This is a genomic window from Streptomyces sp. NPDC096136 (genome assembly GCF_044763325.1).
Lineage (GTDB): Bacteria > Actinomycetota > Actinomycetes > Streptomycetales > Streptomycetaceae > Streptomyces.
Map to the genome: position 1 here is coordinate 133,649 of NZ_JBIWFZ010000017.1, position 25,214 is coordinate 158,862.

22 protein-coding genes and 1 pseudogene are annotated in these 25,214 nt (G+C 72.8%); 8 read left to right on the plus strand and 15 right to left on the minus strand.

The features are described 5' to 3' along the window. Window positions 1–7: 7 nt before the first annotated feature. The 6 genes from ACIRBY_RS28830 to ACIRBY_RS28855 all read right to left on the minus strand — a co-directional run bounded on the left by ACIRBY_RS28830 (window position 8) and on the right by ACIRBY_RS28855 (window position 6,965). Window positions 8–1,246: an ATP-dependent carboxylate-amine ligase gene (locus ACIRBY_RS28830; protein WP_403905828.1), complete on the minus strand. Its 1,239-nt coding sequence runs from the start codon at window positions 1,244–1,246 to the stop codon at window positions 8–10. Then, a complete protein-coding gene (locus tag ACIRBY_RS28835) occupies window positions 1,243–2,424 on the minus strand; it encodes a DegT/DnrJ/EryC1/StrS family aminotransferase (RefSeq protein ID WP_403905830.1) in 1,182 nt (393 codons plus the stop codon). Before ACIRBY_RS28835 ends, ACIRBY_RS28830 begins: the two co-directional genes overlap by 4 nt. Beyond that, complete coding sequence (gene blsG / locus ACIRBY_RS28840; protein WP_403905832.1) at window positions 2,421–3,587, minus strand: arginine 2,3-aminomutase; 1,167 nt, start codon at window positions 3,585–3,587, stop codon at window positions 2,421–2,423. The genes ACIRBY_RS28835 and blsG overlap by 4 nt, the downstream gene beginning before the upstream one ends. A 107-nt stretch (window positions 3,588–3,694) precedes the next feature. Then, window positions 3,695–4,624 (minus strand): CGA synthase-related protein, encoded by a 930-nt coding sequence (gene blsF, locus ACIRBY_RS28845; RefSeq protein WP_403905835.1) that lies wholly within the window; start codon window positions 4,622–4,624, stop codon window positions 3,695–3,697. After that, a complete protein-coding gene (gene blsE / locus ACIRBY_RS28850) occupies window positions 4,612–5,601 on the minus strand; it encodes a cytosylglucuronate decarboxylase (RefSeq protein ID WP_403905839.1) in 990 nt (329 codons plus the stop codon). The genes blsF and blsE overlap by 13 nt, the downstream gene beginning before the upstream one ends. A gap of 110 nt (window positions 5,602–5,711) precedes the next feature. Continuing rightward, window positions 5,712–6,965 (minus strand): hydroxymethylcytosylglucuronate/cytosylglucuronate synthase, encoded by a 1,254-nt coding sequence (locus tag ACIRBY_RS28855; protein ID WP_403905842.1) that lies wholly within the window; start codon window positions 6,963–6,965, stop codon window positions 5,712–5,714. Between the two features lie 333 nt (window positions 6,966–7,298). Here ACIRBY_RS28855 and ACIRBY_RS28860 point away from each other — a divergent pair, with 333 nt between their 5' ends. Next, window positions 7,299–8,939: an ABC-F family ATP-binding cassette domain-containing protein gene (locus ACIRBY_RS28860; RefSeq protein WP_403905845.1), complete on the plus strand. Its 1,641-nt coding sequence runs from the start codon at window positions 7,299–7,301 to the stop codon at window positions 8,937–8,939. Between the two features lie 14 nt (window positions 8,940–8,953). Here the strand turns inward: ACIRBY_RS28860 and ACIRBY_RS28865 are convergent. Next, a pseudogene (locus tag ACIRBY_RS28865) lies at window positions 8,954–10,554 on the minus strand (purine-cytosine permease family protein). 198 nt (window positions 10,555–10,752) lie between these two features. After that, complete coding sequence (locus ACIRBY_RS28870; RefSeq protein WP_403905848.1) at window positions 10,753–12,450, minus strand: serine/threonine-protein kinase; 1,698 nt, start codon at window positions 12,448–12,450, stop codon at window positions 10,753–10,755. 176 nt (window positions 12,451–12,626) lie between these two features. Between ACIRBY_RS28870 and ACIRBY_RS28875 the strand changes: the two genes are divergently transcribed. Then, window positions 12,627–13,151 carry a hypothetical protein gene (locus ACIRBY_RS28875; RefSeq protein ID WP_403905850.1) on the plus strand — a complete coding sequence of 175 codons (525 nt, stop codon included), beginning with the start codon at window positions 12,627–12,629 and terminating at the stop codon, window positions 13,149–13,151. A 116-nt stretch (window positions 13,152–13,267) separates the two neighbouring features. Here ACIRBY_RS28875 and ACIRBY_RS28880 read toward each other — a convergent pair whose 3' ends face one another. Continuing rightward, a complete protein-coding gene (locus ACIRBY_RS28880) occupies window positions 13,268–14,143 on the minus strand; it encodes a LysR family transcriptional regulator (protein ID WP_403905853.1) in 876 nt (291 codons plus the stop codon). Between the two features lie 70 nt (window positions 14,144–14,213). Here ACIRBY_RS28880 and ACIRBY_RS28885 point away from each other — a divergent pair, with 70 nt between their 5' ends. Then, window positions 14,214–14,582: a nuclear transport factor 2 family protein gene (locus ACIRBY_RS28885; RefSeq protein WP_403905855.1), complete on the plus strand. Its 369-nt coding sequence runs from the start codon at window positions 14,214–14,216 to the stop codon at window positions 14,580–14,582. A 73-nt stretch (window positions 14,583–14,655) separates the two neighbouring features. Here ACIRBY_RS28885 and ACIRBY_RS28890 read toward each other — a convergent pair whose 3' ends face one another. Both ACIRBY_RS28890 and ACIRBY_RS28895 read right to left on the minus strand, forming a co-directional pair. Then, window positions 14,656–16,773, minus strand: a complete 2,118-nt coding sequence (locus ACIRBY_RS28890) for a SpoIIE family protein phosphatase (RefSeq protein WP_403905857.1) — start codon at window positions 16,771–16,773, stop codon at window positions 14,656–14,658. Between the two features lie 139 nt (window positions 16,774–16,912). Continuing rightward, complete coding sequence (locus ACIRBY_RS28895) at window positions 16,913–17,755, minus strand: helix-turn-helix domain-containing protein (RefSeq protein WP_403905859.1); 843 nt, start codon at window positions 17,753–17,755, stop codon at window positions 16,913–16,915. A 145-nt stretch (window positions 17,756–17,900) separates the two neighbouring features. Here ACIRBY_RS28895 and ACIRBY_RS28900 point away from each other — a divergent pair, with 145 nt between their 5' ends. Further along, on the plus strand, window positions 17,901–18,635 hold the full coding sequence (locus tag ACIRBY_RS28900) for an SDR family oxidoreductase (protein WP_403905861.1): 735 nt from the start codon (window positions 17,901–17,903) through the stop codon (window positions 18,633–18,635). A gap of 1,144 nt (window positions 18,636–19,779) precedes the next feature. Further along, window positions 19,780–20,184, plus strand: a complete 405-nt coding sequence (locus ACIRBY_RS28905) for a hypothetical protein (protein WP_403905863.1) — start codon at window positions 19,780–19,782, stop codon at window positions 20,182–20,184. A gap of 334 nt (window positions 20,185–20,518) precedes the next feature. On the opposite strand, the gene ACIRBY_RS28910 is transcribed toward ACIRBY_RS28905, so the two are convergent. After that, complete coding sequence (locus ACIRBY_RS28910; RefSeq protein ID WP_403905866.1) at window positions 20,519–20,875, minus strand: hypothetical protein; 357 nt, start codon at window positions 20,873–20,875, stop codon at window positions 20,519–20,521. Window positions 20,876–21,311: 436 nt separating this feature from the next. Between ACIRBY_RS28910 and ACIRBY_RS28915 the strand changes: the two genes are divergently transcribed. Continuing rightward, on the plus strand, window positions 21,312–21,719 hold the full coding sequence (locus ACIRBY_RS28915; protein WP_403905869.1) for a hypothetical protein: 408 nt from the start codon (window positions 21,312–21,314) through the stop codon (window positions 21,717–21,719). Between the two features lie 51 nt (window positions 21,720–21,770). Here ACIRBY_RS28915 and ACIRBY_RS28920 read toward each other — a convergent pair whose 3' ends face one another. From ACIRBY_RS28920 to ACIRBY_RS28930, 3 genes are all read right to left on the minus strand, one after another. After that, window positions 21,771–22,229 (minus strand): hypothetical protein, encoded by a 459-nt coding sequence (locus tag ACIRBY_RS28920; protein ID WP_403905871.1) that lies wholly within the window; start codon window positions 22,227–22,229, stop codon window positions 21,771–21,773. A gap of 1 nt (window position 22,230) precedes the next feature. Beyond that, on the minus strand, window positions 22,231–22,518 hold the full coding sequence (locus ACIRBY_RS28925) for a tyrosine-type recombinase/integrase (RefSeq protein ID WP_403905925.1): 288 nt from the start codon (window positions 22,516–22,518) through the stop codon (window positions 22,231–22,233). A 559-nt stretch (window positions 22,519–23,077) separates the two neighbouring features. After that, entirely contained in the window at window positions 23,078–23,578 is a 501-nt protein-coding gene (locus ACIRBY_RS28930; protein ID WP_403905874.1) for a MarR family winged helix-turn-helix transcriptional regulator, read from the minus strand. Between the two features lie 69 nt (window positions 23,579–23,647). Between ACIRBY_RS28930 and ACIRBY_RS28935 the strand changes: the two genes are divergently transcribed. Next, a complete protein-coding gene (locus ACIRBY_RS28935; RefSeq protein ID WP_403905877.1) occupies window positions 23,648–24,361 on the plus strand; it encodes a hypothetical protein in 714 nt (237 codons plus the stop codon). A gap of 5 nt (window positions 24,362–24,366) precedes the next feature. Beyond that, the gene (locus ACIRBY_RS28940; protein ID WP_403905880.1) at window positions 24,367–25,206 is read left to right on the plus strand and encodes an SGNH/GDSL hydrolase family protein; all 840 of its coding nucleotides are present in this window, start codon (window positions 24,367–24,369) and stop codon (window positions 25,204–25,206) included. Window positions 25,207–25,214: the final 8 nt, after the last annotated feature.

A 25,214-nucleotide genomic window follows, 5' to 3' on the forward strand; every position in this document is an offset into this window, starting at 1 on the left:
GCGGCGGTCAGGCTGGGACGGCGGAGGACTCCTGCGCCACCACCTCGATCGTGAAACGGGCCAGGACGTCGCGCATGCGGCTCTCGACCTCCCCGACCGAGGCTCCCACGACATGGGCGTACCCCGAGGCGTTGTGCGAGGCGCGGCGGGCCGTCACGGTGTCACCGGCGCGCACCTTGAGCACCGCGTCGATGACCCCGGGCATCCCCAGCAGCTCCTCCCGCGAGGTGATCCGCCGGATCGTCCCGGAACCGGGCAGCGGCAGCAGCAGATCTCCCGCACAGCGGCGTTCGCCGTACCGCAGGTCGGGCCGTCGGCCGAGGTAGACCGAAAGGGTGGCGCCGAACACGTCGAAGCCGTACGCGTGGCCGTGGTTCGCGGGGATCTCGCAGCCGGCGAGCCGCACGCCGATCTCGCCGGCGTACACCTCGCCGTCGATCAGGAAGAACTCCATGTGGGCGTAGCCGTGGTCGATGCCCATGCCCGTGACGATGCGCTGGACGAGGGCCCGCAGGTCCACGGCCGGACCCTCGCCGGTCCCGACGCTGATGTTGGCGTTCATCGCGCCGTCGACGATGTCCAGCGGGCGGCAGGGCATGGCGCTGGGCCACGCGTCGAGGACCTCGCCGCCGAGGACGATCGCGCAGACCTCCCACTCGGTCCCCCCGAGGTACGCCTCCACCATCCAGTCCCGGGCCCCGAGGTCGATCCCGGCGAGGTCGCCCGGCCCGTCGAGCCGGTGGGTGTCCACGCAGGCGAACGAGTCCACCGGCTTGAGCACCACCGGCCAGCCGTGCCGGCCGGCGAACCGCTCGATCCCGGCGCCCGACCGCACGCGCTCGAACTCCGCCGTGCGCAGGCCCAGTTCCCGGAAGCAGGCCTTCATCTCCGCCTTGTCGCGGACCAGGGCCACCTGCCGCTCGGTCAGGTGCGGCAGGCCGGTGAGCCGCGCGAACCGCTGGGCGGCCGCCTGCCGGGGCTCGGAGGGGTTGCAGAACCTGGTCGGCGCCGCCGGCAGCCCAGCCGCCCACTCCCGGTACCGCAGGGCCTCCTCGGCCGGCGCCGCGTCCTCGCGCACCCAGAAGGCGGGCAGGTGCGCGGTCTCCCGCAGGTGGTCCTCGGGCAGGTCCGGCCGGGTGCCCTCGAACCGCAGCAGGGCCAGTCGGCCGGCCAGCTCCCGGGCCGCGTAGCGGGTCAGGGACGACGGCCGGTCGTCCACCATCAACAGCACCTCGTCGCCGCTCACACCGCCTCCAGCACCCGGCGGACGGCCTTGGCCGCGCGCGCCTGTTCCGCTTCCGGGAGTTCCGGGGAGAGCGGCAGGCACAGGGTGCGGTCCAGCAGGTCCCTCGTGCGGGCGAAGCCGTCGCGGCTGAGGGCGAGGGGGCCCTCCGGGGCGTGGTTCCAGGGAAAGCCGTCGCGGTACAGCGAACGGCGGCCGGTGAGCACCGGGTGTTCGGGCAGCAGGTACTTCCCGAGCGTCCAGCTGGCGATGCCGGCCCCGGTGAGCGCGGCCACCGCGGCGTCCCGCAGCTCCTTGCTCTCGCACCGGAAGCGCAGGCTGACCTTCACGTCGCCGACCGCCCGGGGCCGGACCTCCAGGTCGGGGCGGCCGGGCAGTTCGGCCATGGCGATCGCGTACATCCGCTCCAGTCCGGCGAGCAGCTCGTCGAGGTGGCGGAACTGCTGGCACTGGACCGCCGCGACCTGCTCGCTGGTCACGAAGTTCTCCCCGAAGTGGGCGTCCTCGTCCCAGGTCGGGTAGTGGCCGGGCACCCGGGCCGAACCGTGGTCGTGGTAGCGGCGCATGGTCGCCCAGGCCTCGTCGGCGCCGGTGACGACGAGCCCGCCCTCGCCCGAGGTCAGGACCTTGTTGTGGTGGAAGCTGAACGTCCCGGCGTAGCCCGCCGTTCCCGCGTACCGGCCGTCGGGCAGGCGTGCGCCGAGTGACTGCGCGCAGTCCTCGATCAGGTAGGGCACGCCCGTCGGCAGCGGGGCGACGGTGCCCTCCATGTGGGCCGTGATCACGCGCTGCGCGTCCGCCGGCAGCAGCGTCGGGTCCATCGAGAGCGAGTCGTCGGCGTCGACCAGGACCGGGATCAGACCGCAGGACAGCACCGCTCCCGCCACCGCGACGAACGTCACGGCCGGGATGTACACCGGGTCGCCGACCGCCGGGCGGGTGGAGACCAGCGCCAGCCGCAGTGCCTCCGTGCAGTTGTGCACGGCCAGGGCGTGGCCCGCACCGAGCCGTGCGGCCACGGTCTGCTCCAGGCGGGAGGCCATGCTCTCGGTCTCGGTCTGGTACCGGAACAGGACCTGGTGCTCGATCACCTTCTTCAGCTCCGACATGTCGGACCAGTCGAGGTAGTTCGCTCCGTAGGGCAGGAAGCGCTGCCCGAGCCGCTTGTCGAGTGTGCTCATCGTGCGTCGGACTCCGTGATCGGCTGCGCGTCCCCGCCGACGACCATCTCCTGGCCCCGGTAGTTGCGCAGCAGCAGGCCGTCTGGGGTGGGGGTGTAGGAGGGCCGCGCGATGGGGATCTTGCCGATCCTGGTGGTCAGGACGTACTGGGGCACGCCGAACCCGGTGATGTGGCCCTGCAGGCCGTCCATGATCTCCCAGCCCTTCTCCACCGTCGTCATGAAGTGGGAGACCCCTGTGACGTTGTCGCAGTGGTAGAGGTAGTACGGACGGACCCGGATCCGCAGCAGCTCGGTCATCAGGGTGCGCATGACGGCGACGTCGTCGTTGATCCCGCGCAGCAGCACCGTCTGGTTCCCGACCGGGATGCCGTGCCGCAGCAGGCGGTCCACGGCCGCCGCGGCGTCCGGCGTGATCTCCTTGGGGTGGTTGAAATGGGTGTTCAGCCAGACCGGGTGGTAGCGCGCGAGCATGGAGCAGAGGTCTTCGGTGATCCTCTGCGGCAGCAGGACGGGGAACCTGCTGCCGATCCGGATGATCTCCACACTGGGGATCGCCCGCAGCCCGGCGATGATCTCCTCCAGCTTGCCGTCCTGGTAGGAGAGCGGATCGCCGCCGGTCAGCAGGACGTCCCGGATCTCGGGATGGTCGGCGATGTAGCGCAGGTCCTCGTCGAAGGAGCCGCCCTCGTCGTCACGGAAGTAGGTGCCGTCGACGTCGGTCGTGTGGAACTTGCGCGTGCAGTGGCGGCAGTAGACGGGGCATGCCTCGGTGATCAGCATGATCACGCGGTCCGGGTACTTGTGCACGACCCGGTTGGTCTTGCGGTAGTAGGTGTCCCCGACGGGGTCGACCTCGGCACCGGGGAACTCCATCAGCTCGCCGAGCGCCGGCACCGCCTGCTGCCGGACCGGACAGGCGGGGTCGTCCGGGTCCATCAGGGAGGCGTAGTACGGGGTGACGCTCCAGCGGTACTTGCCGGCCACCCCGGCGATGGCCTCCTCCTCGCCGGCACTGAGGTTGATCCACTGCCTGGCCTTCTCGACGTTGGTGATGCGCCGGCGCATGTGCCAGCGCCAGTCGTCCCAGTCGTTCTCGGGGATCCGGGGACGGACCAGTACGGGGCGGGTGGCGGGGACGGGTTCGCGGAGGGTGTCGGACATGGCGGCTCCAGCACGGCGCGGACGACGTGGGTGAGTGGGCCGGAAGCGGCGGGGCCGCACCGGCGTGCTGACGGGGAGGCGTGGGCGGGCGGCCCCCGGGGCGGGGTTCACCAGGGGGCGAGCGCGAGTTGGCGGAGGGTACGGGCGACCCGCTGCGCGCCGCGCAGGTCGTCCAGGGCCGGGTCGAGCAGGTGCCACGGCCCGGCCGCCGGAGGTTCCCACAGGCCCGGGTCTGCGGGGTCCTCGGCCGAAGGCAGCGGCAGGACCTCGCCGACCTGTGCGGCGAGGGCCCGCTGGGCGGCCCCCAACGGCGCCAGCAGGGCCAGCGGCGCCCGGCGCGCCTGGGCGAGGGCCAGTGCCCCGAGCACCGGCGAGGCGAGGAACACGGCGGCGTCGGCGTGAAGGGCGTCCGGGTCCGCCTCGGCGGCCCGGAGCACCCGGACGCCCGGATGCGCCGCCAGCGCGGACCGCACGCCCGCGAGCCCGGTGTCGGCGACCACGGTGCAGCTCCCGGTGCGGTGCAGCGCGGCAGCGGCCAGCTCGCGCAGCGCTCCCGCCGCGAAGGCCCCCGCTTCGGCATCCGGGACGCCCCACAGGGACAGCATCACGAGGGTGCCCGAGCGGGTCCGGTTCCGTCTGGTGCGCCGCGGCGCGAGGATCCCGGTGGGCCGGGCGCCCCGGGCACCGGGGCCGGGCGGCGGCAGCCACCCCGGCCGGTGCACCCGTACCAGCGCGCGCCCCGGCGGCGCTCCGCCGTCGTCCGGGCCGGCGGGCCCCGATTCCAGGTGGACCACCGGTACGCCCAGCTCCAGGAGCCGCCCCGTGGCGGCCGCGTCGTCGCAGACCAGCGCCGCGGCCGGCAGGGGTTCGCCCTCGGACCGGCCGGTCCGGCGCAGGCCCCCGAGGTGGGCGGCCACCCGGGCGAGGGCGAGGACCGAGTCCAGCCGGTCCTCGCGGGCCCCCAGCAGCACCCGCGGGCCGGGGGCGCCGCCTTCCGGCGCGGCCGGAGCGGCCCCGGACGGGTTCAGTAGTGCCATGCGCCCACCGTCCCCAGCCGCGCCACGTCGTCGCTGTATCCGGCGGCGGTGGTGGAGCACCCGCTGCACACCTCGGGACCGCGCTCGCGGAAGTAGTCGGCGTGCGCCCGGAACACCGGGGTGTCCAGCCGGACCACCCCCTGCTCCCGCAGCGGCGCGCCGCCCGGCCCGTCGTCGCCCTCCCGGTGCGGGATGCAGCTGCACGCGTACATCCGCCCGTACTTGCCGTCCACGTAGATGACGTCGTCGGCGACGTGGCACAGGGGTTCGGCGGCGCGCGGGGTGACGGAGCCGGTGAAGTACCGCTCCTGTTCCCGCGGGGTGTCCCCGTAGAAGCGCTTGCCCATCGGGACCAGCAGGGCGGCCGGGTCGGCGTCGTAGAGCGGATCGCAGACGGCGCGGACGTGGTCGGCGTCGGGGTAGGTGATCGTGCGGTCGAGCTTGAGCGCGGACAGCTCCCACTGGCGCACCCCCGCCTGCGTCAGGACCTCCTGGAGGCGTGGCATCTCGGCGTAGTTGTGCGGTCCCACCACCGTGTTCACCCTCGGGAGGACGCCCAGCGCGGCGGCCTCCCGCAGGCCCCGCAGCCCGCTGTCGAACAGGCCGGGGGTGCGCCGGTAGACGTCGTGGGTGGCGCCCGAGGCGCCGTCCAGGCTGACGATCACCTGGGCCAGGCCGGCCGCGGCCAGCGGGGCGGCCATGCGGGGCAGCAGCGCGCCGTTGGTGATGAGGGACATCTTCATCCCGGCGGCCGTGCCCGCGCGCACCAGGTCCACCACGTCGGGGTGCATCAGCGGCTCGCCCCCGGTGAAGCGGACGTAGCCGACACCGGCGTCCCTCGCCTTCGGCAGCAGGTCGGCGAAGTCCTCCGGGGAGAAGCGGTACGTGTCGCGGGAGAGGGCGAACTCGCACATGAAGCAGTCGGCGTTGCAGGCTTCCAGGATCCTGATGAAGAGGTAGCGATCGCGTGTACGCACGGGGCGGAGACCTTCCAGGCGACTCACGGGACGGGTGGGGCGGTACGGGGGGAGCGGCGCGGGCCGGCGGCGCGGGCCGGCCGCCGGGCCGGCCGGACCGTGCGGGCGCGTCAGGACGGAGGACCGGACGCGGCCAGGACTTCGAGCAGTGCGTCGGCCACCTGGGCCGAGCCGCGGGTGCCGACCGCGGTGGTGAGCGCGTCCCACGCGCCGACGCCGGCGGAGCGGCGCAGCGCGTCCAGGACGCCGTCGCGCAGGGCGCGGCCGACCTCCTGACGGCCCCCGCCCTGTACGGCGGACCCGATGGCGCCGTAGATCCGTTCCAGAGCGTGGTCCTCGCCCTTCGACCGGAGCGCCAGCACATCGTCCTCGACGAGCACCTCCTTGGGCCAGAGCACCCGCAGCCGGGCCCCGAGCGCCTGGCTGTGGTAGCGGCCGTTGAAGATCTGGCTGAGGTTCTGCGGAGGCAGGCAGACGGTGGGGACGCCCAGCCCGCCCGCTTCGAGCAGGGTGGTCAGACCCGGTGAGGTGAGCAGCACGTCGCAGGCGTCGAGCCGCTCCAGGAAGGCGCCGTGCCCCAGCGGGCCGGCGGTGGTCCGCGGCGGGGCGGCGCAGGAGTCGACGAGGCCGCCCGCCAGGCCGCCGGGCAGGTTTCCGGCGATGTGCACCTCCTCGACCCCGTGGGCGGCGAGGGCCTCGAGGGCGGCCGGGACGACCAGGCGCGGGTAGTGCTCCGGAGCGAGGAGGTTCGGCGCGCGCAGACCGCCCAGGCTGATCAGCGCCCTGCGGTACGGACGGTCCACCCTCCGCCGGGCTCCCCGTTCCGGCTCCGAGGCGCGGGGCCGGGCGATGACCGCCTCGACCCAGCGCAGCCCCCGGGCGTCGGCCAGCACGCTCCGGCACTCGGGCGGCAGCTCGACGCTCTTCTGGGCGCAGTACACGGTCGCGTCCAGCGGCAGCGAGGCCCGGTCGCCCTCGGACCAGAGGAAGGGCAGGCTGTCGACGAAGACGGTGGGCACACCGGCGGCCAGCAGCGCCGTCGCCGCCGCGCCGTCGAGGACCACCACGGCGGCCCGCACCCCCTGCGACCGTACGAACTCCCCGACCGAGGCGGCCGCTCGGCCGGGATCGTCCGGCAGGTCGTACCAGCCGTCCACCGCGTGTTCGGCGAGCAGGGGGCGGCCCAGTCCCGATGCCATTCCGACGAATCGCAGGGGAGGCGTCGAACGGTCCCGCAGCGCGGAGAGCACCGCGCTCAGTTTTCCCGAACTTCCCCACCCGAATTCCGCCCCGACGAGTGCGACGGTGGCAGTGCCCGGGGAATCGGAGGGAGACGCGGAGTGCGGTGCGGGGATGGGCGGCATCGGCTGACTCTCGCATTTCGGTGGAGGAATGGCGTTACCGGAAAAGGGGAGGAGGGTGTGGCGCACGCATCTGCACACACGCAGGCGCAGCCGCCCATGGAGGGATCGGCGAACGCTTCCCGAAGTCCCCGTCGAGCACCACCATTCCGCATGCGGGTGCATGCTGCAAGGAATCGCCGGGGCCCCGAAACCGACGAGTGAATAGCCTGATCAGTCGCATAATCGACAGTCGGTGGAGAGCAATTGGATATGCGCCACAGGGTCGAAAACCCGCCAGCCGGGACGTCGTAACCGAATCGCCCCGAAGGAATCCGGCCGCTAGCATCTGCTCCCATGGGCTACCTCGAAGCCGCTTCCCTGGGGCACGTCCTCCCCGACGGACGCGAGCTGTTCAGCGATGTCTCGTTCCGGGTTTCGGCAGGCCAGACCGTCGCGCTCATCGGCGACAACGGTGCGGGCAAGACGACCCTCCTGCGCACCCTCTCGGGCGAAATCCCGGCGCAGCAGGGGGCGTTCCGCAGCCAGGGCGCCGTCGCCGTCATGCCGCAGTTCATCGGCAGCCTGCGCGACGACCGCACCGTCCGGGACCTCCTGCTCACCGTCGCCCCGCAGCCCCTGCGGACGGCGGCCGCCGCCCTCGACGCGGCCGAACTCGCCATGATGGAGACCGAGGACGAGCGCACCCAGATGCGCTACGCCCAGGCCCTGGTGGACTGGGGCGAGGCCGGCGGGTACGACCACGAGGTGCTCTGGGACACGGTGACCGTCGCCGCCCTCGGCGTCCCGTTCCAGGTCGCCCAGTTCCGGGAGGTGACGACGCTGTCCGGCGGCGAGCAGAAGCGGCTCGTCCTGGAGGCCCTGCTCCGCGGTCCGGCCGAACTGCTGCTGCTGGACGAACCGGACAACTACCTCGACGTTCCGGGGAAGCGCTGGCTGGAGGAGCAGCTCACCCAGACCCGGCAGGGCGTGCTGCTGATCACCCACGACCGGGAGGTGCTGAGCCGCACGGCCGGCCAGGTCGTGACCCTGGAGGGCGGAACGGCCTGGACCCACGGCGGCGGGTTCGCCACCTGGGGCGAGGCCCGTGAGGCCCGCTGGCAGCGGGCGGCGGAGCTGCGCCAGCGCTGGAGCGAGAAGCACGACCAGCTCAAGGAGCTGGTCCGGACCCTGCGTCAGCAGTCCGCCATCAGCGACGAGATGGCCTCCCGGTACCACGCGGCGCAGACGCGCCTGGCGAAGTTCGAGGCGGCCGGGCCGCCGCCCGCACCGCCGCGCCGGCAGCGGGTCGCACCGGACCTGCGCGGCGGCCGCACCGGCATCCGCGCCGTCACCTGCAAGAACCTCGAACTGAGCGGACTGATGCGGCCGTTCGACCTGGAGGTGTTCTTCGGTGACCGGGTCTGCGTGCTCGGCTCGAACGGATCGGGAAAGAGCCACTTCCTGCGCCTGCTGGACGAGGTCTCCCCCGACACGGCCGCGACCGTGGCCCACACGGGCGAGTGCAGGCTGGGAGCGCGCGTCCGGCCCGGGCTCTTCGCCCAGACGCACCGGCACCCGGAGTGGGCCGGCCGGACCCCGGCCGACATCCTCGGCGCTGGCGAGGGCGACCGCCCCGGCCTGGACCTCCAGGGCGCCATGTCGGCCCTGAGCCGCTACGGCCTGGCGGGCGCCGGCCGCCAGAACTTCGAGACCCTCTCGGGGGGCCAGCAGGCGCGCTTCCAGGTGCTGCTGCTGGAACTGGCCGGAGCGACCCTGCTGTTGCTGGACGAGCCCACCGACAACCTCGACCTGATCTCGGCCGAGGCGCTGGAGCAGGCGCTCGCCGGATTCACCGGAACGGTGGTGGCCGTCACCCACGACCGCTGGTTCGCCCGGGTCTTCAGCCGGTTCCTGGTCTTCCGGGAGGACGGCCGGGTGGTGGAGACCGACGAACCGGTGTGGGACGAGGGCCGGGTCAGCCGCGTCCGCGGCTGACCACCGGGCGCGGTCTACGGGGCCGCCGGCAGGACGTGTTCGCCGGTCTTGTCCGTGCTCAGGCACAGGGAGCAGACGACCGCGGCATGGGCGACGCAGGCCGCGAGGTCGGGGCGCTCGTAGGGCTGGTGGCAGACGTGGCAGTCGAGGGTGACCCCGCTCGGGTTGCCGTCGGCGTCCAGCAGGGGCTCGGCGATGCCGTCGTCGGCGCGGCGCAGATAGTGGCGGCCCTTGGTGACGACCGCCGCCAGCGGGGTGACGACGAAGGCGATGACGGCCGCGGCCACGGGCGAGTACGGCTGGAGGCCGTCGCCCAGGAGGCGGAAGTACACGGCGATCGACAGGCCGGAGGCGGAGACGAAGGCCACGACCCCGACCGGATTGACCGCGTGGAGCATGCCCCGGCGGAACTCCGGCCGGAGCGGGGACAGCTTCAGCACGTACTTGTTGATGCCGATGTCGGTGGCGATGGTGACCACCCAGGCGATCGCGCAGTTCGAGTAGAAGCCCAGGACGCCGCCCAGGAAGCCGAACATGCCATGCGGCCGGGGTAGTGCCGGGTGACGCGGGTGAAGGCGTTCGTCCAGGCCAGCGAGCCGGAGTAGGCGTTCGTCACGTTGATCTTGATCTGGCTGATGACCACCAGGACCACGGCCGGCGGGACGACCGCCCAGGGCGGCATCATCGCGTCGAAGGCCCCGCGGAACTGCCGGATGGGCTCGGGCGCGGCGGCCGGCCCGGCCTCGGCGAGGACGTAGACGGCGAGGAAGACGCCGATGGCCTGCTTGAGCGCACCGAGCAGCACCCACCCGGGCCCGGCCAGGACCACCGCGGTCCACCAGGCGCGCCTGTTCGCCTCGGTCCTGGGAGGCATGAAGCGCAGGTAGTCGATCTGTTCGCCGATCTGCGCGATCAGCGACAGGCACACGCCCGCTCCGAGCATGACGGAGGCGGCGTCGACGGCGCCGTCGCCGTCCGTACCGGCGTAGGACAGGAACCGGCCGACCGTGCCGGGGTCCTCGGCGACCAGGTAGACCAGCGGGCCGACCATGAGCAGCAGCCAGATCGGAGTGGTCCACACCTGGAGCCCGCTGAGCGCCTTCATGCCGTACACGACCAGCGGGATCACCATGAGGGTGGAGACGGCGTAGCCGAGCCACAGCGGCAGTCCGAGGCCGAGCCTGAGGCCCTGGGCCGTGATCGAGCCTTCGAGGGCGAAGAAGATGAAGGTGAAGCTGGCGAAGATGATGCCGGTGAGGACCGAGCCGTGGTATCCGAAGCCGGAGCCGCGGGTGATGAGGTCCAGGTCGATGTTGTAGCGCGCGCCGTAGTAGGCCAGGGGGAAGCCGGTGACGAAGATGACGACCGCGGCGACGGCGATGGCCACGAGGGCGTTGCCGGTGCCGTGGGCCAGTCCGATGCCGGCGCCGATGGAGAAGTCGGCCATGTAGGCGATGCCGCCGAGGGCGGTGGTGGCCACGACCATGGGCGTCCAGCGGCGGTAACCGCGGGGTGCGAAACGGAGGGTGTAGTCCTCCAGCGTCTCCTTGACCGCCTGGTCGGGACCGGTCCTCGCCGTGTCCGGCACGGTCTGGGGTGACTCGGTGGTGCTCATCGCGACGCCTCCCGGTGGGGGTGGGTGCCAGCGCTGCGCTGCGGTCGGCCACGCTAGGAAGCGGTTGTTGCCCCGGGCGCGCCGTGCGGTGAACACCATGTTGCTGCGGGCCGCGCGCGCGGGCGCGCACGCCGCGCCGGGCCCCCCGGGGAGGGCCCGGCCGACCGGCCGCCCCGCAGGAGGCGGGGCGCGTTCCGCCTACTTGGCGGTCTTCCAGAGGGTCAGCGTGGTGACGTAGTCGGGCATGTCGGACGACAGGCCGCCCCCCTTGGCGGGGGGCACCACATCGTTGATCCGCAGCATCGCCAGGTGGCCCTCGCTGGTGACGGTGCACAGCACGGTGCCCTTGGCGAGGGTCGTGCCCAGGTTCAGGGTCTGCCGGGGGAGTGCGGCCGGCAGGGTGTCGGTGTCCACGCCGGTCCTGCACGCCTCGGGCGTGGTGCCGCCGCTCTTGCCCGTGGGGGTGAGGAACCTCAGGTCGGCGTCGCCCCAGTCCTGGTAGGTGAGTTCCATTCCGGCGGTCTTGCCGATCTCTCCGTCGGTGAAGATCTTCGGTGCGTCCAGGTCGACGTGCGTGCCGGTGTTGAAGGCCGGTGCGCGCAGGGTGAGGGGCTTGTCCTCGAAGACGAGCGTGTACGCGGCCTGCTGGGACGGAGAGGGGGAGGACGCGGAGGACGCCGCTGAGGCGGGGGCCGACGCCCCGGTGGGCTTGCGGTCCGTCCGGGCGTCGTCGGGCGTGCCCGCGCCGCCGTCCGGGCTGACGACCGCCCAGGTCACGAGCGCGGTGAGGCCCACGGTCACCGCGATGCCCGCGGTGAGCAGGGCGGGGCGCGCCCGCCGGGGGGATCGCGCAGAGGGGCCGTGCGGCGGCTGCGGGGGGTGGGCCGGGCCGGGTCTCGGCGGGGCCGTCGCCGTGGGCTGCCCGGACCAGTGGGCGCCGGCATCGGGGCGGGTCGGGGTCGGCGTGGGCTCCGGGGGGTGGGCGGCGGCCGCCTCCCGGCGGGCGATGCGCTCCAGGAGCGGCGCCGGCAGCCAGCCGTCGAACGCGCGCAGCGGCCGCCCCGCCGCCCGTTCGCTCAGCACGGCCAGCTCGTCCGTCGTGATGCGTGCCGCGGGATCGGCGGTGAGGCAGCGTTCCAGCAGGGTCCGCAGCGCGGCCGGGTGGCCGCTGAGATCGGGCGCCGTCCGCCCGGTGTTGGCGATCCTCACGGCGAGCGCGGTCGCGCCGCCCTCGCCGTAGGGGTGCCGGCCGCTCGCCGCGACCGCTGCGATCAGGCCCAGGGAGAACACGTCGGCGGCCGCGGTGACGTGCTCGCCCAGGGCCTGTTCGGGTGACATGTACTGCGGGGTGCCGACGATGCCGCCGGTGTGCGTCAGCTGTGTGCTCTCGGCCGCCCGCGCGATGCCGAAGTCGATGACGTACGGGCCGGTCGAGCCGAGCAGGATGTTGGCCGGTTTGAGGTCGCGGTGGACGACGTCCGCCGCGTGGATGGAGCCCAGCGCCCTGGCCGTACAGCCGACCAGCTGGAAGACGGCGGGCAGGGGGAGGGGACCGCAGGAGGCGAGCGCGTCCGCCAGCGTCAGGCCGGGGACGAAGGCCGAGGCGATCCAGGGGAGCGGCCCCGTCGTGTCGTGGTCGACGACCGGCACCAGGTGGTAGCCCTGCACCCGGCGCGCGGCCCGCACCTCCTGCTCGAAGCGGCGCCGGAAGTCCGGGTCCTGGCCGTACTCGCGGCGGATCACCTTGAACGCCACGGGCTGCCCGCCCCGGGTGCGGGAGAGGTACACGGTGCCCATTCCGCCCTCGCCGAGCCGGGCGAGGAGCCGGTAGCCGGAGGTCTCGCGCGGGTCGAGTGGGTTGAGCGGGGTCAGTACGTCATCGCTGTCGTTCGTCACGGTGCCCCACCCTAGACGTTGTGACGTGCCGTCAAAGAGACAGGTGGAAAGGGTTGTTGGACGTCCTGTGCGACGCAGGGGCGGAGTGCTCCGATCCGCAGTGTTCGCCGGCGACACATGGCGACACACGGCGCCGGCGACCCGCCGTACCGGAACGCGCGGCCTAGGGTGGCCCCATGGGGCACGACAGCACTGCCGGAGGGCCTGGGGGCACGGGGGACCCGCGGTTCGAGGCCGCCCTGCTCAAGGAGCGCATCTACGCGACGATCACGATGGTCTCGGTGGTCATCGGGTTGCGGGCCGCCGGACACGTCGACGCGGCCGGCGCCGCCGCGACGCTGGTGACGACGGCCGTCGGGTTGTGGCTGGCGGCGGTCGTGGCCGACCAGCAGGCCCACCGGGTGGTGCACGGCAGGCTGGCCACCGGGCGGGAGCTGCGCGAGATGCTGTCGGTCAGCAGTCCGCTGCTGCTGTCCGCCGCGGGCCCGCTGGTGCTGGTCGCCGCCGCCGCGGTGGGCGCGATGGCCGTCGACACGGCGCTGCTGGCCGCGGCGGTGGTGAGCGTTGCCGGTCTGTTCGGCTGGGGCTGCTACGGGGGCGTGCGCATGGGAGGCGGCATCCTGGCCGCCGTTCTGGCCGGTGGCCTCGACGCCGCGATCGGCCTGGCCGTGGCCCTGGTGAAGGCCGCCGCCGGACACTGACCGGGGCGGCCGGACGCGCGCCCTCCCGGACGCCGGTAGGGGAAGCCCCGGGGCGGCCGCGGGATCGCGCGAGCGCGGCGGGCCGCGGAGGCTCCCGCAGGCGGGGGTTCAGGACGCTAGCCGGCTCTCAGTGCGGCGAGGAGCCTGGTGTGCAGCAGCTGTGCGGCGGGGGAGCGCTGGCCCCTGCGGGTGATGAGAGCGAGGCGGGCGTGCGTGGCGGCGTCGGTGAGCCGGACGGTGCGCAGGCCGGAGCCCTGCGCGGAGGACGCGCTGAGGACGGCGGCGCCCGCGCCGCGCTCGGCGAGGCGGAGCAGCGCGGCCGGGGAACTGGCGTCGATGTCCACGCGCGGCTCGAGGCCGATCCGGCGGCAGGAGTCCTCGTAGGCGGCGCGGATGCCGGTGCCCGGGGAGAGGGAGAGGATCTTCTCGCCGCGCAGGTCGGCGAGGCGCAGTTCCGTCCGGTCGAGGGGGTGCCCGGCCGGGACGAAGGCGGCGATCGGCTCGTCGACGACGGTGCTCGCCTCCAGGCCAGGGGCCGCGTCGCCCGCGTAGCCGATCAGGGCCAGGTCGAGGTGGCCGGAGAGGACCTGGGTCTGGAGGTCGTCGGAGTGGCCCTCGTGAAGGCTGAGTTCGATGCCGGGGTGGGTCCGGCCGAGGTCGGCGACGGTGTCGAGGAAGGGCGGGATCGAGCAGCCCGTGATCATGCCGAGACGGACCCGGCCCCGGACGGCGGTGGAGAACTCGGCGGCGGTGTGCCGGATGGCCTCGAGGGTGGCGAGGGCGTTCTTGGCGAGGGGGAGGACGGCCTCACCGGCCGGGGTGAGGCGGACGCGGCGGCCGGACCGGTCGAGCAGCTGCTGGCCCAGCTCCGACTCCAGTTTGGCCACCTGGGTGCTGATGCCGGACTGGCTGACGTGCAGGCGCCGGGCGGCGGCCGTGAAGGTGCCTTCGTCCAGGATCGCGGCGAAGTAGCGCAGCTGATGGATTTCCATATCCAGCAATGATAGATCCCATCCGCTCCATCTGTTGGACGGATCAAAACTGTGCCTGGAGGATGGAGGCATGACGACGACGAAGACCGCGCGCGAGCTTGCCGAGACCTACTTCGCCGCCTGGGAGGCGGGTGACTTCGAAGCCCTGAGGGGGGTGCTGGCCGAGGACGTCGCATTCGTCGGAGCACTGGGAACGGCGTCGGGGGTGGAGGAGGCGCTCACCGGACTGAAGGGGCTCGGCCGGGTGCTGGAGAAGATCGATGTGAAGGTGCGGGTGGTGGAAGGCGATGAAGTGGTCACCTGGTTCGACCTCTGCACGAGCGTGGCGCCGCCCGCCCCGACGGCGAACTGGATGCACGTCGAGGAGGGTAAGGTCACCCGGATCCGGGTGACCTTCGACCCCCGCGGACTGCTGGCGGGATTCGAGCGGCGGCACTGAACCGCCGGGCGGTGGACGGCGCCGGGCCCGGCGGAGGGCTCCGACGGCGCCGGAGCCGCCCCCGGGCCGCCCGTCAGCTCGGGCCGGCACCGGCCGCGGGCGGGTGGGTGTCCACCTGGGCGATGACCAGGGCGACGTCGTCGGCGGCGTCACGGTGGCGCAGGGCCGCCAGGAGCCGGTCGCAGGCCGCCTCGGGGGAGAGCCCCGGAGCGGAGAGGAGGCTGAGCAGCAGGTCGAAGCGGTCGTCCAGGGCGGCGTCACGGGTCTCGACGAGGCCGTCGGTGTACAGGACCAGCCGGTCGCCGGGCAGCAGGTCGAGGACGGTGCTCTCGAACCCGGCGTCGCCGAGACCCCCCGTACCGAGCGGCACGCCCACCGGAAGGTCGACCAGCTCGGGGGGCCGCCCCGTCCGGACGACGACGGGCGGCGGGTGGCCGGCCAGGGCGACGCGGCAGCGCGAGCGGTACGGGTCCCAGGTGGCGTAGACGCAGGTCGCCATGGTCCCGTCGAGTTCGGCGGTGATGTGGTCGAGGTGGCGCAGGACTTCTGCCGGATCGAGGCCGAGGTCCGCCAGGGTGCGGGTGGCCGTGCGCAGCTGCCCCATGGTGGCGGCGGCGTGGACGCCGTGCCCCATGACGTCGCCGACCACGAGGGCGGTCCCGTCCTCGGGCTGGGGGATGGCGTCGAACCAGTCGCCGCCGATCCCGCTGGCGGCCGCCGCGGGCTGGTAGCGGTAGGCGATCCGCAGGCCGGCGGCCCGGGGCGGGGGGTGCGGCAGGAGGTGGCGCTGGAGGGTCAGGGCGGTGTCGGCGGCGCGCTGGTACCAGCGGGCGTTGTCGATGGCGATGGCGGCGCGCGTGGCCAGCTCCCCGGCCAGCGTGACGTCGTCGCGGCCGAAGGGGCGCGGATCGCGGGTGCGCAGGAGGCCGAGGGCGCCGAGGACCTGGCCGCGGGCGCGCAGGGGCACGGCCAGGTAGGAGTGCGCGCCCTCCCGGGCGAGGAGGTCCGCGGCCGCCGCGTCGCGCGCGATGCGCGTCAGGTCGGCCCCGGTGACGTGCGGGACGAGGACGGGATGCCCGCTGGTGACGCAGCGGGTGACCAGGCGCTCGGCCGGGTAGGTGGTGCGCTCGCCCACCGGGTCCGCGGCGCGGAGGGCGGCCGTCTCGTAGGAGCTCGCCAAGGCCAGGGCCATGAAGAGGGCCTGCCCCGGCGGGGTGCCGGGGGCCGGGGGCTCGCGGCCTTCGAGGACGGAGTCGAGGATGTCGACGGAGGCCAGGTCGGCCAGGTCGGCCACGATCACGTCGGCGAGTTCGTGGGCCGTCCGCTCCAGGTCCAGCGTGGTCCCCACGGTGACCGACGCCCGGGCGATCAGGTCCAGGCGTCGGCGGGCCTCGGCCGCCTCCCGGGCCGCACGGTGGCTGTCGGTGACGTCCATGACCACCAGGGCCACGCCGATCACCCGTCCGCCCGGGTCCTCCAGCCGGTAGTACGACCCCGACCAGGCGCGCTCCCCGTGCGGGTCGGCGGGAGTGCGCCCGGTCCCGAACTGGTCCAGCAGCGGCACGCCCGTGTCCAGGACCTGCCGCATGGACGCTTCGATCACGTCCGTGTCCAGGAACGGCAGCGCCTCCCGGGGCGTACGGCCCAGGTGCTCTTCGGCGGGCAGGCCGTTGATCCGCTCCAGCGTCGGGTTGACCAGGACGTAGCGCAGGCCCGTGTCCAGCACGGCGAGCCCGAGCGGAGACTGGGCCACCAGCGGCACCGACAGCGCCAGATCGCGCTCCACGTCCCGCAGGACCGCCTCGTCGCAGGCGATGCCCAGGGCGTACACGCCGCCCTGCCCGTCCTGCAGCCGCATGTTGCGGAACTCCGCGGGCCTCGTCGTGCCGTCCTTGTGGCGCACGGGGAAGACGCCCGCCCAGGCGCCGCCACCGCCCATGACCTTGGCGAACAGTTCGAGGACCAGGTCGACGTCCTCGTCGGCCACCAGCAGTTCGGCCGCGTAGCGGCCCAGCGCCTCCGCCGCGGACCAGCCGAACAGCTCCTGCGCCTGGGGGCTCCACAAGGTGATCCGCCCTTCGGCGTCCAGGACCACGGCGGCCACGCTCAGGACGTCCAGCAGACCGCCCGGCTCGGAGGGAACCACCCGCACGGGCGCGTGCCCGGTGCGGAACGCCTCGGACGCGACCATGGCCGGACCTCCTTCGCCCACCCGCGGCATCGGCGCAGTCGTGGTGCGGGTGAGGACACGCACCAACCAGAATCGCATCCGTGGCCCGTCCGGTCGATGCGGCGGGCGTCTGCAAGGCCCCGCGCACCCGGCACGACGCTCACCCGCCGCGCCGGGCGGCCGGGGCACCCGCTCGCCGGAGGAGGGCCAGGGCCCGGGCGCCGGGGCTGCCGGGGGCCGCCTGGTAGACGACGAGCTGCAGGTCCCCGGGTGCCGCCCGGACGTCGAAGGCGAGGTACGTGAGGCTGAGCGGACCGGCGTGCGGATGCAGGAACTCCTTGGTGCCCTGGGTCTTCTCACGGATCACGTGCCGGTTCCAGAGCCGGTCGAAGTCCGCGCTGCGTCCGCGGAGGGCGTCCACGCGTTCCCCCAGCCACCGGTCGTGTGGATGGGCGCCGACGGCCCGGCGCAGATGCCCCGCCGTGGCCTCCGCCGTGTCCGCCCACCGGGTGTAGAACCGCGGGGCGGCCGGATCGAGGAAGACCATGCGGGCGAGGTTGTCCATCCGCTCGAACGGTGCGTGCAGGTCCTGGGCCAGTGGGTTGGCGGCCAGGACGTCCAGGGCGCGGTTGATCACGAACGCCGCGGCGTCCCGCTGGCCGTCCAGGAGCTGCGACAGTCCGGGAGGGAGCGCGTCCGCGGTACGCGCCCGCGCGGTTCTCGGCGCGGTGCCCGCCAGCCGGTGGAGGTGGGCCAGGCCGTCGGCGTCCAGCCGCAGGGCGCGACCGAGTGCTTCGGTCAGCTGGGCCGAGGGGTTGCGCTCCCGCCCCTGTTCGAGCCGGGTGTAGTAGTCGGCGTTCACGCCGGCCAGGACGGCGACCTCCTCGCGGCGCAGCCCGGGGACCCGCCGCACGCCGTGGCTGGTCATGCCCACGTCCTGCGGGCTGGTGCCCGCCCTGCGGGCGCGGAGGAACTCCCCGAGGGGGCTGTGGGTGCCGGCCATGGGCACAGGGTAGGCCGCGGACCGCACCGCCGCGTGGGTGCGGTGCACCCAGGCGGCAGCCGTCCTGGTGGGCGCGGCTGCGACCCGGCCAGACTCCGGGCCGTACGCCGCACCGGGCGGCGCACGTCGCAGAGGAGTTCCGCAGATGAACAACACGTCCAAGGTCGTCGCCGTCACCGGGGCCGGCAGCGGCATCGGCGAGGCCACCGCGCGCCGGCTCGCCGCCGACGGCCACCGCCTGTTCCTCGGCGCTCGGCGCGCCGACCGGCTGGCCGCGGTCACGGCGGAGATCACGGCCGAGGGCGGCACCGCGGCCTTCCGGCGGCTGGACGTCACGGACGCCTCCGATACCGCGGAGTTCGTCCGCGCCGCCCAGGAGCTGTACGGGAGGGTCGACGCGGTCGTGAACAACGCGGGCGTGATGCCGCTGTCCCCGCTGGAGGCGCTGCGGATCGCGGACTGGGACGGCATGATCGACGTGAACCTGCGGGGGGTGCTGCACGGCATCGCCGCGGCCCTTCCCCTCATGCGCGCCCAGGGGAGCGGGCACTTCGTGAACATCGCGTCGGTCGGCGCGTACGAGGTCTCGCCGACCGCCGCCGTCTACTGCGCGACCAAGTACGCCGTCCGCGCCGTCTCCGAGGGCCTCCGGCAGGAATCGGGCGGCGACATCCGGGTCACGGTCGTCTCCCCGGGCGTGACCGAATCCGAGCTGGCGGACCACATCGCCGATCCGGTGGCCAGGAAGGAGATGGCCGGCTACCGGGCGGTGGCCCTGCCCGCCTCCGCCATCGCGGACGCCATCGCCTACGCACTGGCCCAGCCGCCGCAGGTCGACGTCAACGAGATCGTCGTCCGCCCCGCGGCGGGCGCCCGGTAGCCGTCGGGGAATGGTGGCGCGGGCGCGGTGGGTCGTCAGCCGTCGGTGGCGTTCCTGGCGGCAGGCCTGACGAAGGTCGGCCGGACCTTTGGAAGGCCGCCGCGCCGGGCATGGCCCGGGGAGCCGAGTGCTTCTCTCCGCAGTAGGGCAAAGCGATCGGAGCCGTCGAGGCGCTCGGCGCCGCCTCCCTGCACCTGCGCCGCAAGGAGGCGAAGGCGGTACCGGTCAGCGGACGGTTCCCGAGCGAAGGCGCCAGGAAGACGGAGGCTCTGCACGGCCTGCGCGTGCACGTGCAGGCCGTGCAGAGCCTCCAGCCGTCCGAGGATGGCGCGGAGCACCTGGGCGCGGTCCGCCGCGGTCTGAGGCAGTCGTGCGGGGCATGACTGCTGGTGCCGCACAGTGGACAACCGCACACTGTCCGCTCCCACGGCGTCGACCACCGCACCCACCGCGTGCAGCGCCCAGCACTGGCGGAACGCAGCGTCTCATCGGCGACCGCGACCGCGAGAGCCGGCAGGAACTCCCCCTGCGGGCAGGCAGGCGTACAGGCGGGCGTAGGTGGTCAGACGAGTACCGCCGCCCGCCGAGCCGAAGGCGCCGGAGGTGTCGAATTCGCCGAGCTGCGGCGTCGACCGGCCAACTCGGCGAAGACCAGCTGCTGGCGGTAGGTCCGCGAGGTCCGGAGAACATCCTGCGTCGCAGGTCGGTGAACTCGTCATGGAGCCGGTCGACCGCCTCGGCCACCCCGTCGGCTCGATGGCTCGGGTCGCCGGAGGCCACCAGGGCGAGCAGATCGCCAGGGCGCGACCGTGATCGCGGCCAGGGCCAGCGTGGCACCGTCTATCGTCACCTCCGGCCTGGTGACGTGAACGGCCCCGAGCCTCACCGCCTCGACCGAGATCACCGGCGTGATCAACCGCTTGCGCAAACCCACGGACGTCCCCCGCGCTCCGCCGGACCATCCGCCGCGGTGAGGAGAAGGAAGCGGGGCTGGGATTCCTCGGGACAGGGCCTCGGCCCCCTTCCCCGCGCGAGCACCGGTGCGAGGTCATCCGGCGGACCACGCCCGTATCCGCCGCCCTCGCAGGCCGTCCGGCCCTTCGCCCTATTACCCTCCGGGGCCGCTGTGTCGGTGCTCTGCGGCATGATGACCGGCGTGGACACCGCGATTCTGATAGATGTCTGGCAGCGGCTTCTCGCCGACCCTCGCAAGTCGTGGGTACTGTTCGAGCATGGTACTTGTGTCGTGCTGACTGCTCCGGAAGGGAAGCTCGCTGAACAGGCCATCGACCTCCTGAAGAAGTTCGGCCCGTCTCATGCCGGATCTTCGGCAGGAGACTTCGGGGTGATCGACCTCAAGGACGTCGAGGGATGGGTTGTCACCGGGCATCACAACGACGTTCTTACCTATGTCGGCCCCGATGAGCATGAGGATCGGTCGCAGATCGCTGTCGGACTGTTCGGACGTTCCAAGCGGCACCGGGACGGCACCGAACTTCACGTCGTGCACGTTGAGGACAAACGAGGCTCAGCGGAGCCGGCACTGTGAGTTTCTGCTGTTGGCGTAGGGCAAGCGCTGGCGGGACTGGATGTAGGCCCGCATCAGATCGGCGGCGGGCGGGCAGGGGGACGGTGGGTCTCACAACTGGACGGTGCCGGTCCCCACCATCGCTGGCCGCACGGCAGCGATCCGGCAACACGTCCTGGAAATGACCGCACCGGTCGTCGCTGAGGCTCTCCGCTGTCACCGGGTCATTACAGCCAAGCTCGCGCCCGAGGCCGGAGGCGCCTGGAGCGGACACGCCGCCGGAGACCACTGGCGCTCACCACCCGGCTGGACCCCACAGAACAGTACTGAATCTGCGGTCGGCCGAATGAACCTGCTACTCCGCCGGAAGAGGACTCAACGGGATCTGGGACGCCGCCCAGCGCGTGAGCGTGAGCAGATCCTCGCCAACGATGTCCTCAAGCCGGTCGAAGTCCTCCGGCAGCACGTCGAGCAGGAAGTGCTCGACTTCCCGGTCGGCCCGCCTGATCAGGACGAGGCAGCGATAACAGGGCTTGGGAGGACGCTCGAGAAGGATCGCTCGCAGAGACCCCGTCGCATCGTCGGCCAGGTACTGATCAAGCCATTCAGGCTCGCGTCCCCTGCCGAGGTTGAGGCGCTCGGTCTTCGAACTCAGCTCTACGAGGACCTGCTTGTTCACACGCTTGATCTCTTTGGGGACGTTCAGCGGCATGGAGGCAGGTTATCCACCAACGGTCAGACCGCGAAGGGCTGCCAGCACAGACCATGACCTGCGGCACCCCAACACACAGTGACTGCACCGATGCTTTGACAGCAGTACTCGCGACAGTTGAATACGCGAGCCCACCGTACCGAGGCCGTTGAGGCCAGCGACTTCAAGGAAACTGACGGACTTTCCGTGGGAACCCGAGGGCGGACCGTCGTGTTCTCGTGCGTTCGTGCCCCAAGTCGAGGTGAACACACGGGGTGGGCGCCGAGCGGGCCCACCCCTGGGTGCCTTCCCTGAAAGCGGTGCTGACATCGTAGGAGTCATGCGAGCAGACGGAACGCCACCGGAACCGGAAACCTCTGTGCAGAGTGGGCTCACATCTCTGGGGGAGGTGGCGTGTCGTTATCAGGCGAATGAGATACGCCCGGAGGATCTGCCGATGATCGCTGCTGAGGCGCTCGCAGCCGGACTGGACACCCCGACATTGTGCGAGCTCGCCGGTTGGCCCCGCAACGCGGATGCCCGCGATATTCGCGAAGCGTTCGAGCAAGCACTTACCGAGTCCGGGACCGGGCTGCCGGAACGGGGCCTGGCACGGCGCCACGCTCTGCGCCGGATGGCGGCGAGACTCATCGCTGGAGAGATAGCTCTCGCTGACCTGGTGACGGACGACTGGTGGGAGACGGAGGTCCAGACCGCGGCGGAGCAAGCGTTCGTCGCGCTGATCCCGCAATGTGATTGCTGCGTCGAGTACACGTTGGGTCTTGACCAGCAGACGTGGGAGGCCCAGTTGCGGAATGCTGCCTTCGCCCTGACATCGTCTCCGCCGATCGGCCCCGGATGCTGACTCTGCCTGGCGTGCTCATCCTCAGTGAAGGCGTGGACTGGGCAGCAGACGTCATTGAAGTGGCTGTTCAGCGGCCTGGTGCAGCAGGGCGGGTGCGGAGTTCGCGTAGCGCATCGCAGTCTTCTTGTCGAGGCCGAACACCTTGGCGAGGTGGAGCGGGTCGGGCCCGTGCGTCAGCGCCTCTTCGAGTTGGCGGTCGACGCGGAGCCGCTCCAGCGTCGCGTCCTGCCCGCGCATCGCTGCGCTGATCCAGTGGTAGCTGGCGCGGCTGGTCCTGGTGGCGGTCTGGTTGCTGATCAGCAGGCGGAGGTTCGCGGTGTTCGGCCACCGGTTTCGCCGGTGCTCCAGCCAGTCCAGCTGTAGCTTCAGGGTGAGGTCGTCGAGCGGGCGGATACGTCCGGCGAGGGTCAGCCGACGGTTGCCGATGTCGAGGTCGTGCTCGGCCAGGCTCGCTGGAGCTGAGACGCGTTCCAGACTCCCTTGTTCACGGCGATCAGCCGCAGGTTCCATCTCATCGGGTCAGTCCTTCCAGCCGCTTCGCGTCCCGTTCCATCCCTGCGACCCAGGCGTGTTCGAACCGGGTCTGCTGCACGTGGATATACCGCATGGTCGTGGCGATCCAGGCATGTTCGAGAACCTCCTGGGTTACGGGCAAGTCAGGTCCGTTTCGGTAGAGTTGGGACGCGCAGAAGTGCCGCCGGACGTGCGGCGTCAACCGGTCCGTCCAGCTCGGCAGATGAGCCTCGACCGCATTGTCGAGACCGTTGAGCAGGGCGTCCTCGCCAGCTCGCCGCCCCAGCTGGTGAGCAACGTCCCGATCTCCGGCTCACTCGGCGGGGTCCGCAGCTGGGCGTCCTTGGCCCCGCGCGGCCGGTTCATCTTGTCGGTCGGGCACTCGACCACCCGGCCGGTCGTCCGATGGATCTCGACCTTGTGCCGCAGCTCCAGGAACATCAAATACGTGCTCAACGCCTGCGACCGGCCCAGCTGGTGCCGCTGGGCGAGAGTCGCAGAATGCGCCCGAAGTACACGTTTGGGTCAGCGGGCTCCATGTTCCACAAGGGCCGGCCAAACCAGGTCCTGCTGATCCAGGTGGCCGACATCCCCGCGGATGGTGCCGTCCGCCGGCCCTGCTGAGGCCCGCATCGGTCTCGAATCGCTCCAGTTCCTCAGCCGACGCGGGCGCCCAGTGCTCACGCAGGTTCCGTAAGACTGCCAGCGCCGCCAACCCGAGCCTCCTCGCCTTCGGCCCGACTGTGAATCGGTCGGACGAGACGAGAACGCTTCAAGAATCCCGAAGTTATGTCACAAGCACACTCGACGGGTACGGGCAGGAGGCTCCGGGGCCCGGGCGGCCCTCAGCCGCGGTTGCGGTAGCCCGGGTGGACCCCGGGGGTCAGCCCCTGCTCGGCGGCGATGCGCGCGAGGAGGCCGGAGAGGTGCGTGCGCTGCTCCGGGTCGAGGGCGGCGAGCAGGGCGTCCTCGTGGGTCGCGGCCGCACGGGAGACGGCGCCCAGGAGGCGCGTGCCTTCCGCCGTGAGGTGGAGTTCGTAGTTGCGGCGGTCTTCGGTGCTGCGCCGCCGCTCGACGAGGTCCTTGCCCTCCAGGTTGTCGATCAGCGTGACGACGCGGCTCGGTACGACGCCGAGCTCCTCGGCGAGGGCCCGCTGACTGCGGCCCGGCTGCGCGGCGATCATGCGGAGCAGTCCGACGTCCGCCGGCACCAGTCCCAGGTGGCCGACGCGTTCGGCGAAGCGCGCGGCGGCGTGGGCGCCGATCTGGGCGAGGAGGAACGCGGCTCCGCGCGGCCCGGTGGCCGGGGCGGGGCCCGCCGTACGCGGTTGCGGGGGAGTGTCCACCCGCCTATCGTAAGCCACGCGCAATGATTCTCCTCACTGAACGATTTACCTCAGAGAATGGATCCAGCCGTGACCGCCACCCCGGACACCGTCACCCCGCAGGCGCGCAACCGCCGCGACCCCCAGGCCGGACCGCCGCCAGGCGTCCTCGCGGTGGTCTTCACCGTGCTCTTCCTCGCCGGGCTCGTGCTCGCCATCCTCCTCGCCGGAGGCGACCCCTTCCCCTCGCCCTTCGGGTCCGCCGACACGGTGACCTCCTACTTCCGTGACCACACCGGTGCGGTCCAGGTCTCCGGGGCCCTGCAGTTCGCGGCCTCCGTGCCGCTCGCGATCTACGCCGCCACCGTCTCGGCCCGGCTGCACAAGCTCGGGGTCCGTGCCCCCGGCGCCACCATCGCCCTCGCCGGGGGTGTCCTCGCCTCGGCCTTCCTCGCCTGCTCGGGGCTGGTCACCTGGGTGCTGTCCCGGCCCGAGGTCGCGGGTCGCCCCGACGTCGTACGGGCCCTGCAGTACCTGGCCTTCGGCCTCGGCGGCCCCGCCCACGTCGTCCTGCTGGGGCTGCTGGTCGCCGGCATCGCCGTACCCGGGCTGCTCGCCGGCCTGCTGCCCCGCGCCCTGGCGGTGGCGGGTCTGGCGGTCGCGGCCGTCGCCGAACTGTCCACGCTGGTCCTGCTGGCCGACGCCGCCGCCCTGCTGCTGCCCGTGGCCCGGTTCGCCGGCCTGCTGTGGCTGGTCGCGGCCGGGTTCCTGCTGCCGCGCCGCCGCGTCCGCACGGAGGGCTGACCGACATGACGAACACCGCCCCCGACCCGACGGAACGGATGCTCCGCTTCCACCAGCCGGAGAGAGTCCTGCGACACCTCGGCCCCGCCCCCGACGAGGCCGCGCTCGCCGCCCTGTTCGGCCTCGACCGGGCCGGCTACCGGGCCCGCCTGGAGGGGTTCGAGGAACGGAACCGGTCGGCCGCCGCCGCGCTCGCGGCCGATCCGGGAGCGGCAGCACTCCGTGCAGGGCTGCCGTTCCGGCCGGGCCGGCACGTGGTGGCCGTGGGGGAGAGCACCACCGCCGACCGGCTCTCCTGGTTCGAGATCCTGCGGCACCTGCTCCCGGAGGGCGTCCGCTGCACCAACACGGCGGTATCCGGCAGTACGACGACCCAGGCCCTGGCGAACCTCCCGCAGCTCGCCTTCCACCGGCCCGACTGGGTGCTGTGCATGCTGGGGGCGAACGACGCCCAGCGGCTGGACGGCGTCCCGCTCGTCGCCGCCGCCGAGACCCGCCGCACCCTGCTGGCCTTGCGCGACGCGACGGTCCGCCGGACCGGAGCCCGCTGGATCTGGCTCACCCCGCCCGGTGTCGACCCCGGCCGCGCCGCGGAGTACGTCCACTTCCGGCGCGCGGGGCTGAACTGGGCCGGGGCGGACCTCGACGCCGTCGCGGACTTCCTGCTCGCGCAGCCCGAGGCCACGGTCGACACCCGGGCCGCCGCGCAGGGCCACCTGGAGGAGGACGGCATCCACCTCACCCCGGCCGGCCAGCAACGCATCGCGGCGACCGTGCTCGACGTGCTCGGTTCGCTGCCGGCCGGGGAGGAGGACGTCTCCGGCCCGTCGGCTCCCCGTCCGTGACGGGCGGG

Excerpts from the sequence above, each read along its gene's own strand:
- ACIRBY_RS28835 (WP_403905830.1), bottom strand. The coding sequence starts at position 2,424 with ATGAGCACACTCGACAAGCGGCTCGGGCAGCGCTTCCTGCCCTACGGA.
- blsG (WP_403905832.1), bottom strand. The coding sequence starts at position 3,587 with ATGTCCGACACCCTCCGCGAACCCGTCCCCGCCACCCGCCCCGTACTG.
- blsF (WP_403905835.1), bottom strand. The coding sequence starts at position 4,624 with ATGGCACTACTGAACCCGTCCGGGGCCGCTCCGGCCGCGCCGGAAGGC.
- ACIRBY_RS28855 (WP_403905842.1), bottom strand. The coding sequence starts at position 6,965 with ATGCCGCCCATCCCCGCACCGCACTCCGCGTCTCCCTCCGATTCCCCG.
- ACIRBY_RS28860 (WP_403905845.1), top strand. The coding sequence starts at position 7,299 with ATGGGCTACCTCGAAGCCGCTTCCCTGGGGCACGTCCTCCCCGACGGA.
- ACIRBY_RS28875 (WP_403905850.1), top strand. The coding sequence starts at position 12,627 with ATGGGGCACGACAGCACTGCCGGAGGGCCTGGGGGCACGGGGGACCCG.
- ACIRBY_RS28880 (WP_403905853.1), bottom strand. The coding sequence starts at position 14,143 with ATGGAAATCCATCAGCTGCGCTACTTCGCCGCGATCCTGGACGAAGGC.
- ACIRBY_RS28885 (WP_403905855.1), top strand. The coding sequence starts at position 14,214 with ATGACGACGACGAAGACCGCGCGCGAGCTTGCCGAGACCTACTTCGCC.
- ACIRBY_RS28890 (WP_403905857.1), bottom strand. The coding sequence starts at position 16,773 with ATGGTCGCGTCCGAGGCGTTCCGCACCGGGCACGCGCCCGTGCGGGTG.
- ACIRBY_RS28895 (WP_403905859.1), bottom strand. The coding sequence starts at position 17,755 with ATGGCCGGCACCCACAGCCCCCTCGGGGAGTTCCTCCGCGCCCGCAGG.
- ACIRBY_RS28900 (WP_403905861.1), top strand. The coding sequence starts at position 17,901 with ATGAACAACACGTCCAAGGTCGTCGCCGTCACCGGGGCCGGCAGCGGC.
- ACIRBY_RS28905 (WP_403905863.1), top strand. The coding sequence starts at position 19,780 with ATGATGACCGGCGTGGACACCGCGATTCTGATAGATGTCTGGCAGCGG.
- ACIRBY_RS28910 (WP_403905866.1), bottom strand. The coding sequence starts at position 20,875 with ATGCCGCTGAACGTCCCCAAAGAGATCAAGCGTGTGAACAAGCAGGTC.
- ACIRBY_RS28915 (WP_403905869.1), top strand. The coding sequence starts at position 21,312 with ATGATCGCTGCTGAGGCGCTCGCAGCCGGACTGGACACCCCGACATTG.
- ACIRBY_RS28920 (WP_403905871.1), bottom strand. The coding sequence starts at position 22,229 with ATGGAACCTGCGGCTGATCGCCGTGAACAAGGGAGTCTGGAACGCGTC.
- ACIRBY_RS28940 (WP_403905880.1), top strand. The coding sequence starts at position 24,367 with ATGACGAACACCGCCCCCGACCCGACGGAACGGATGCTCCGCTTCCAC.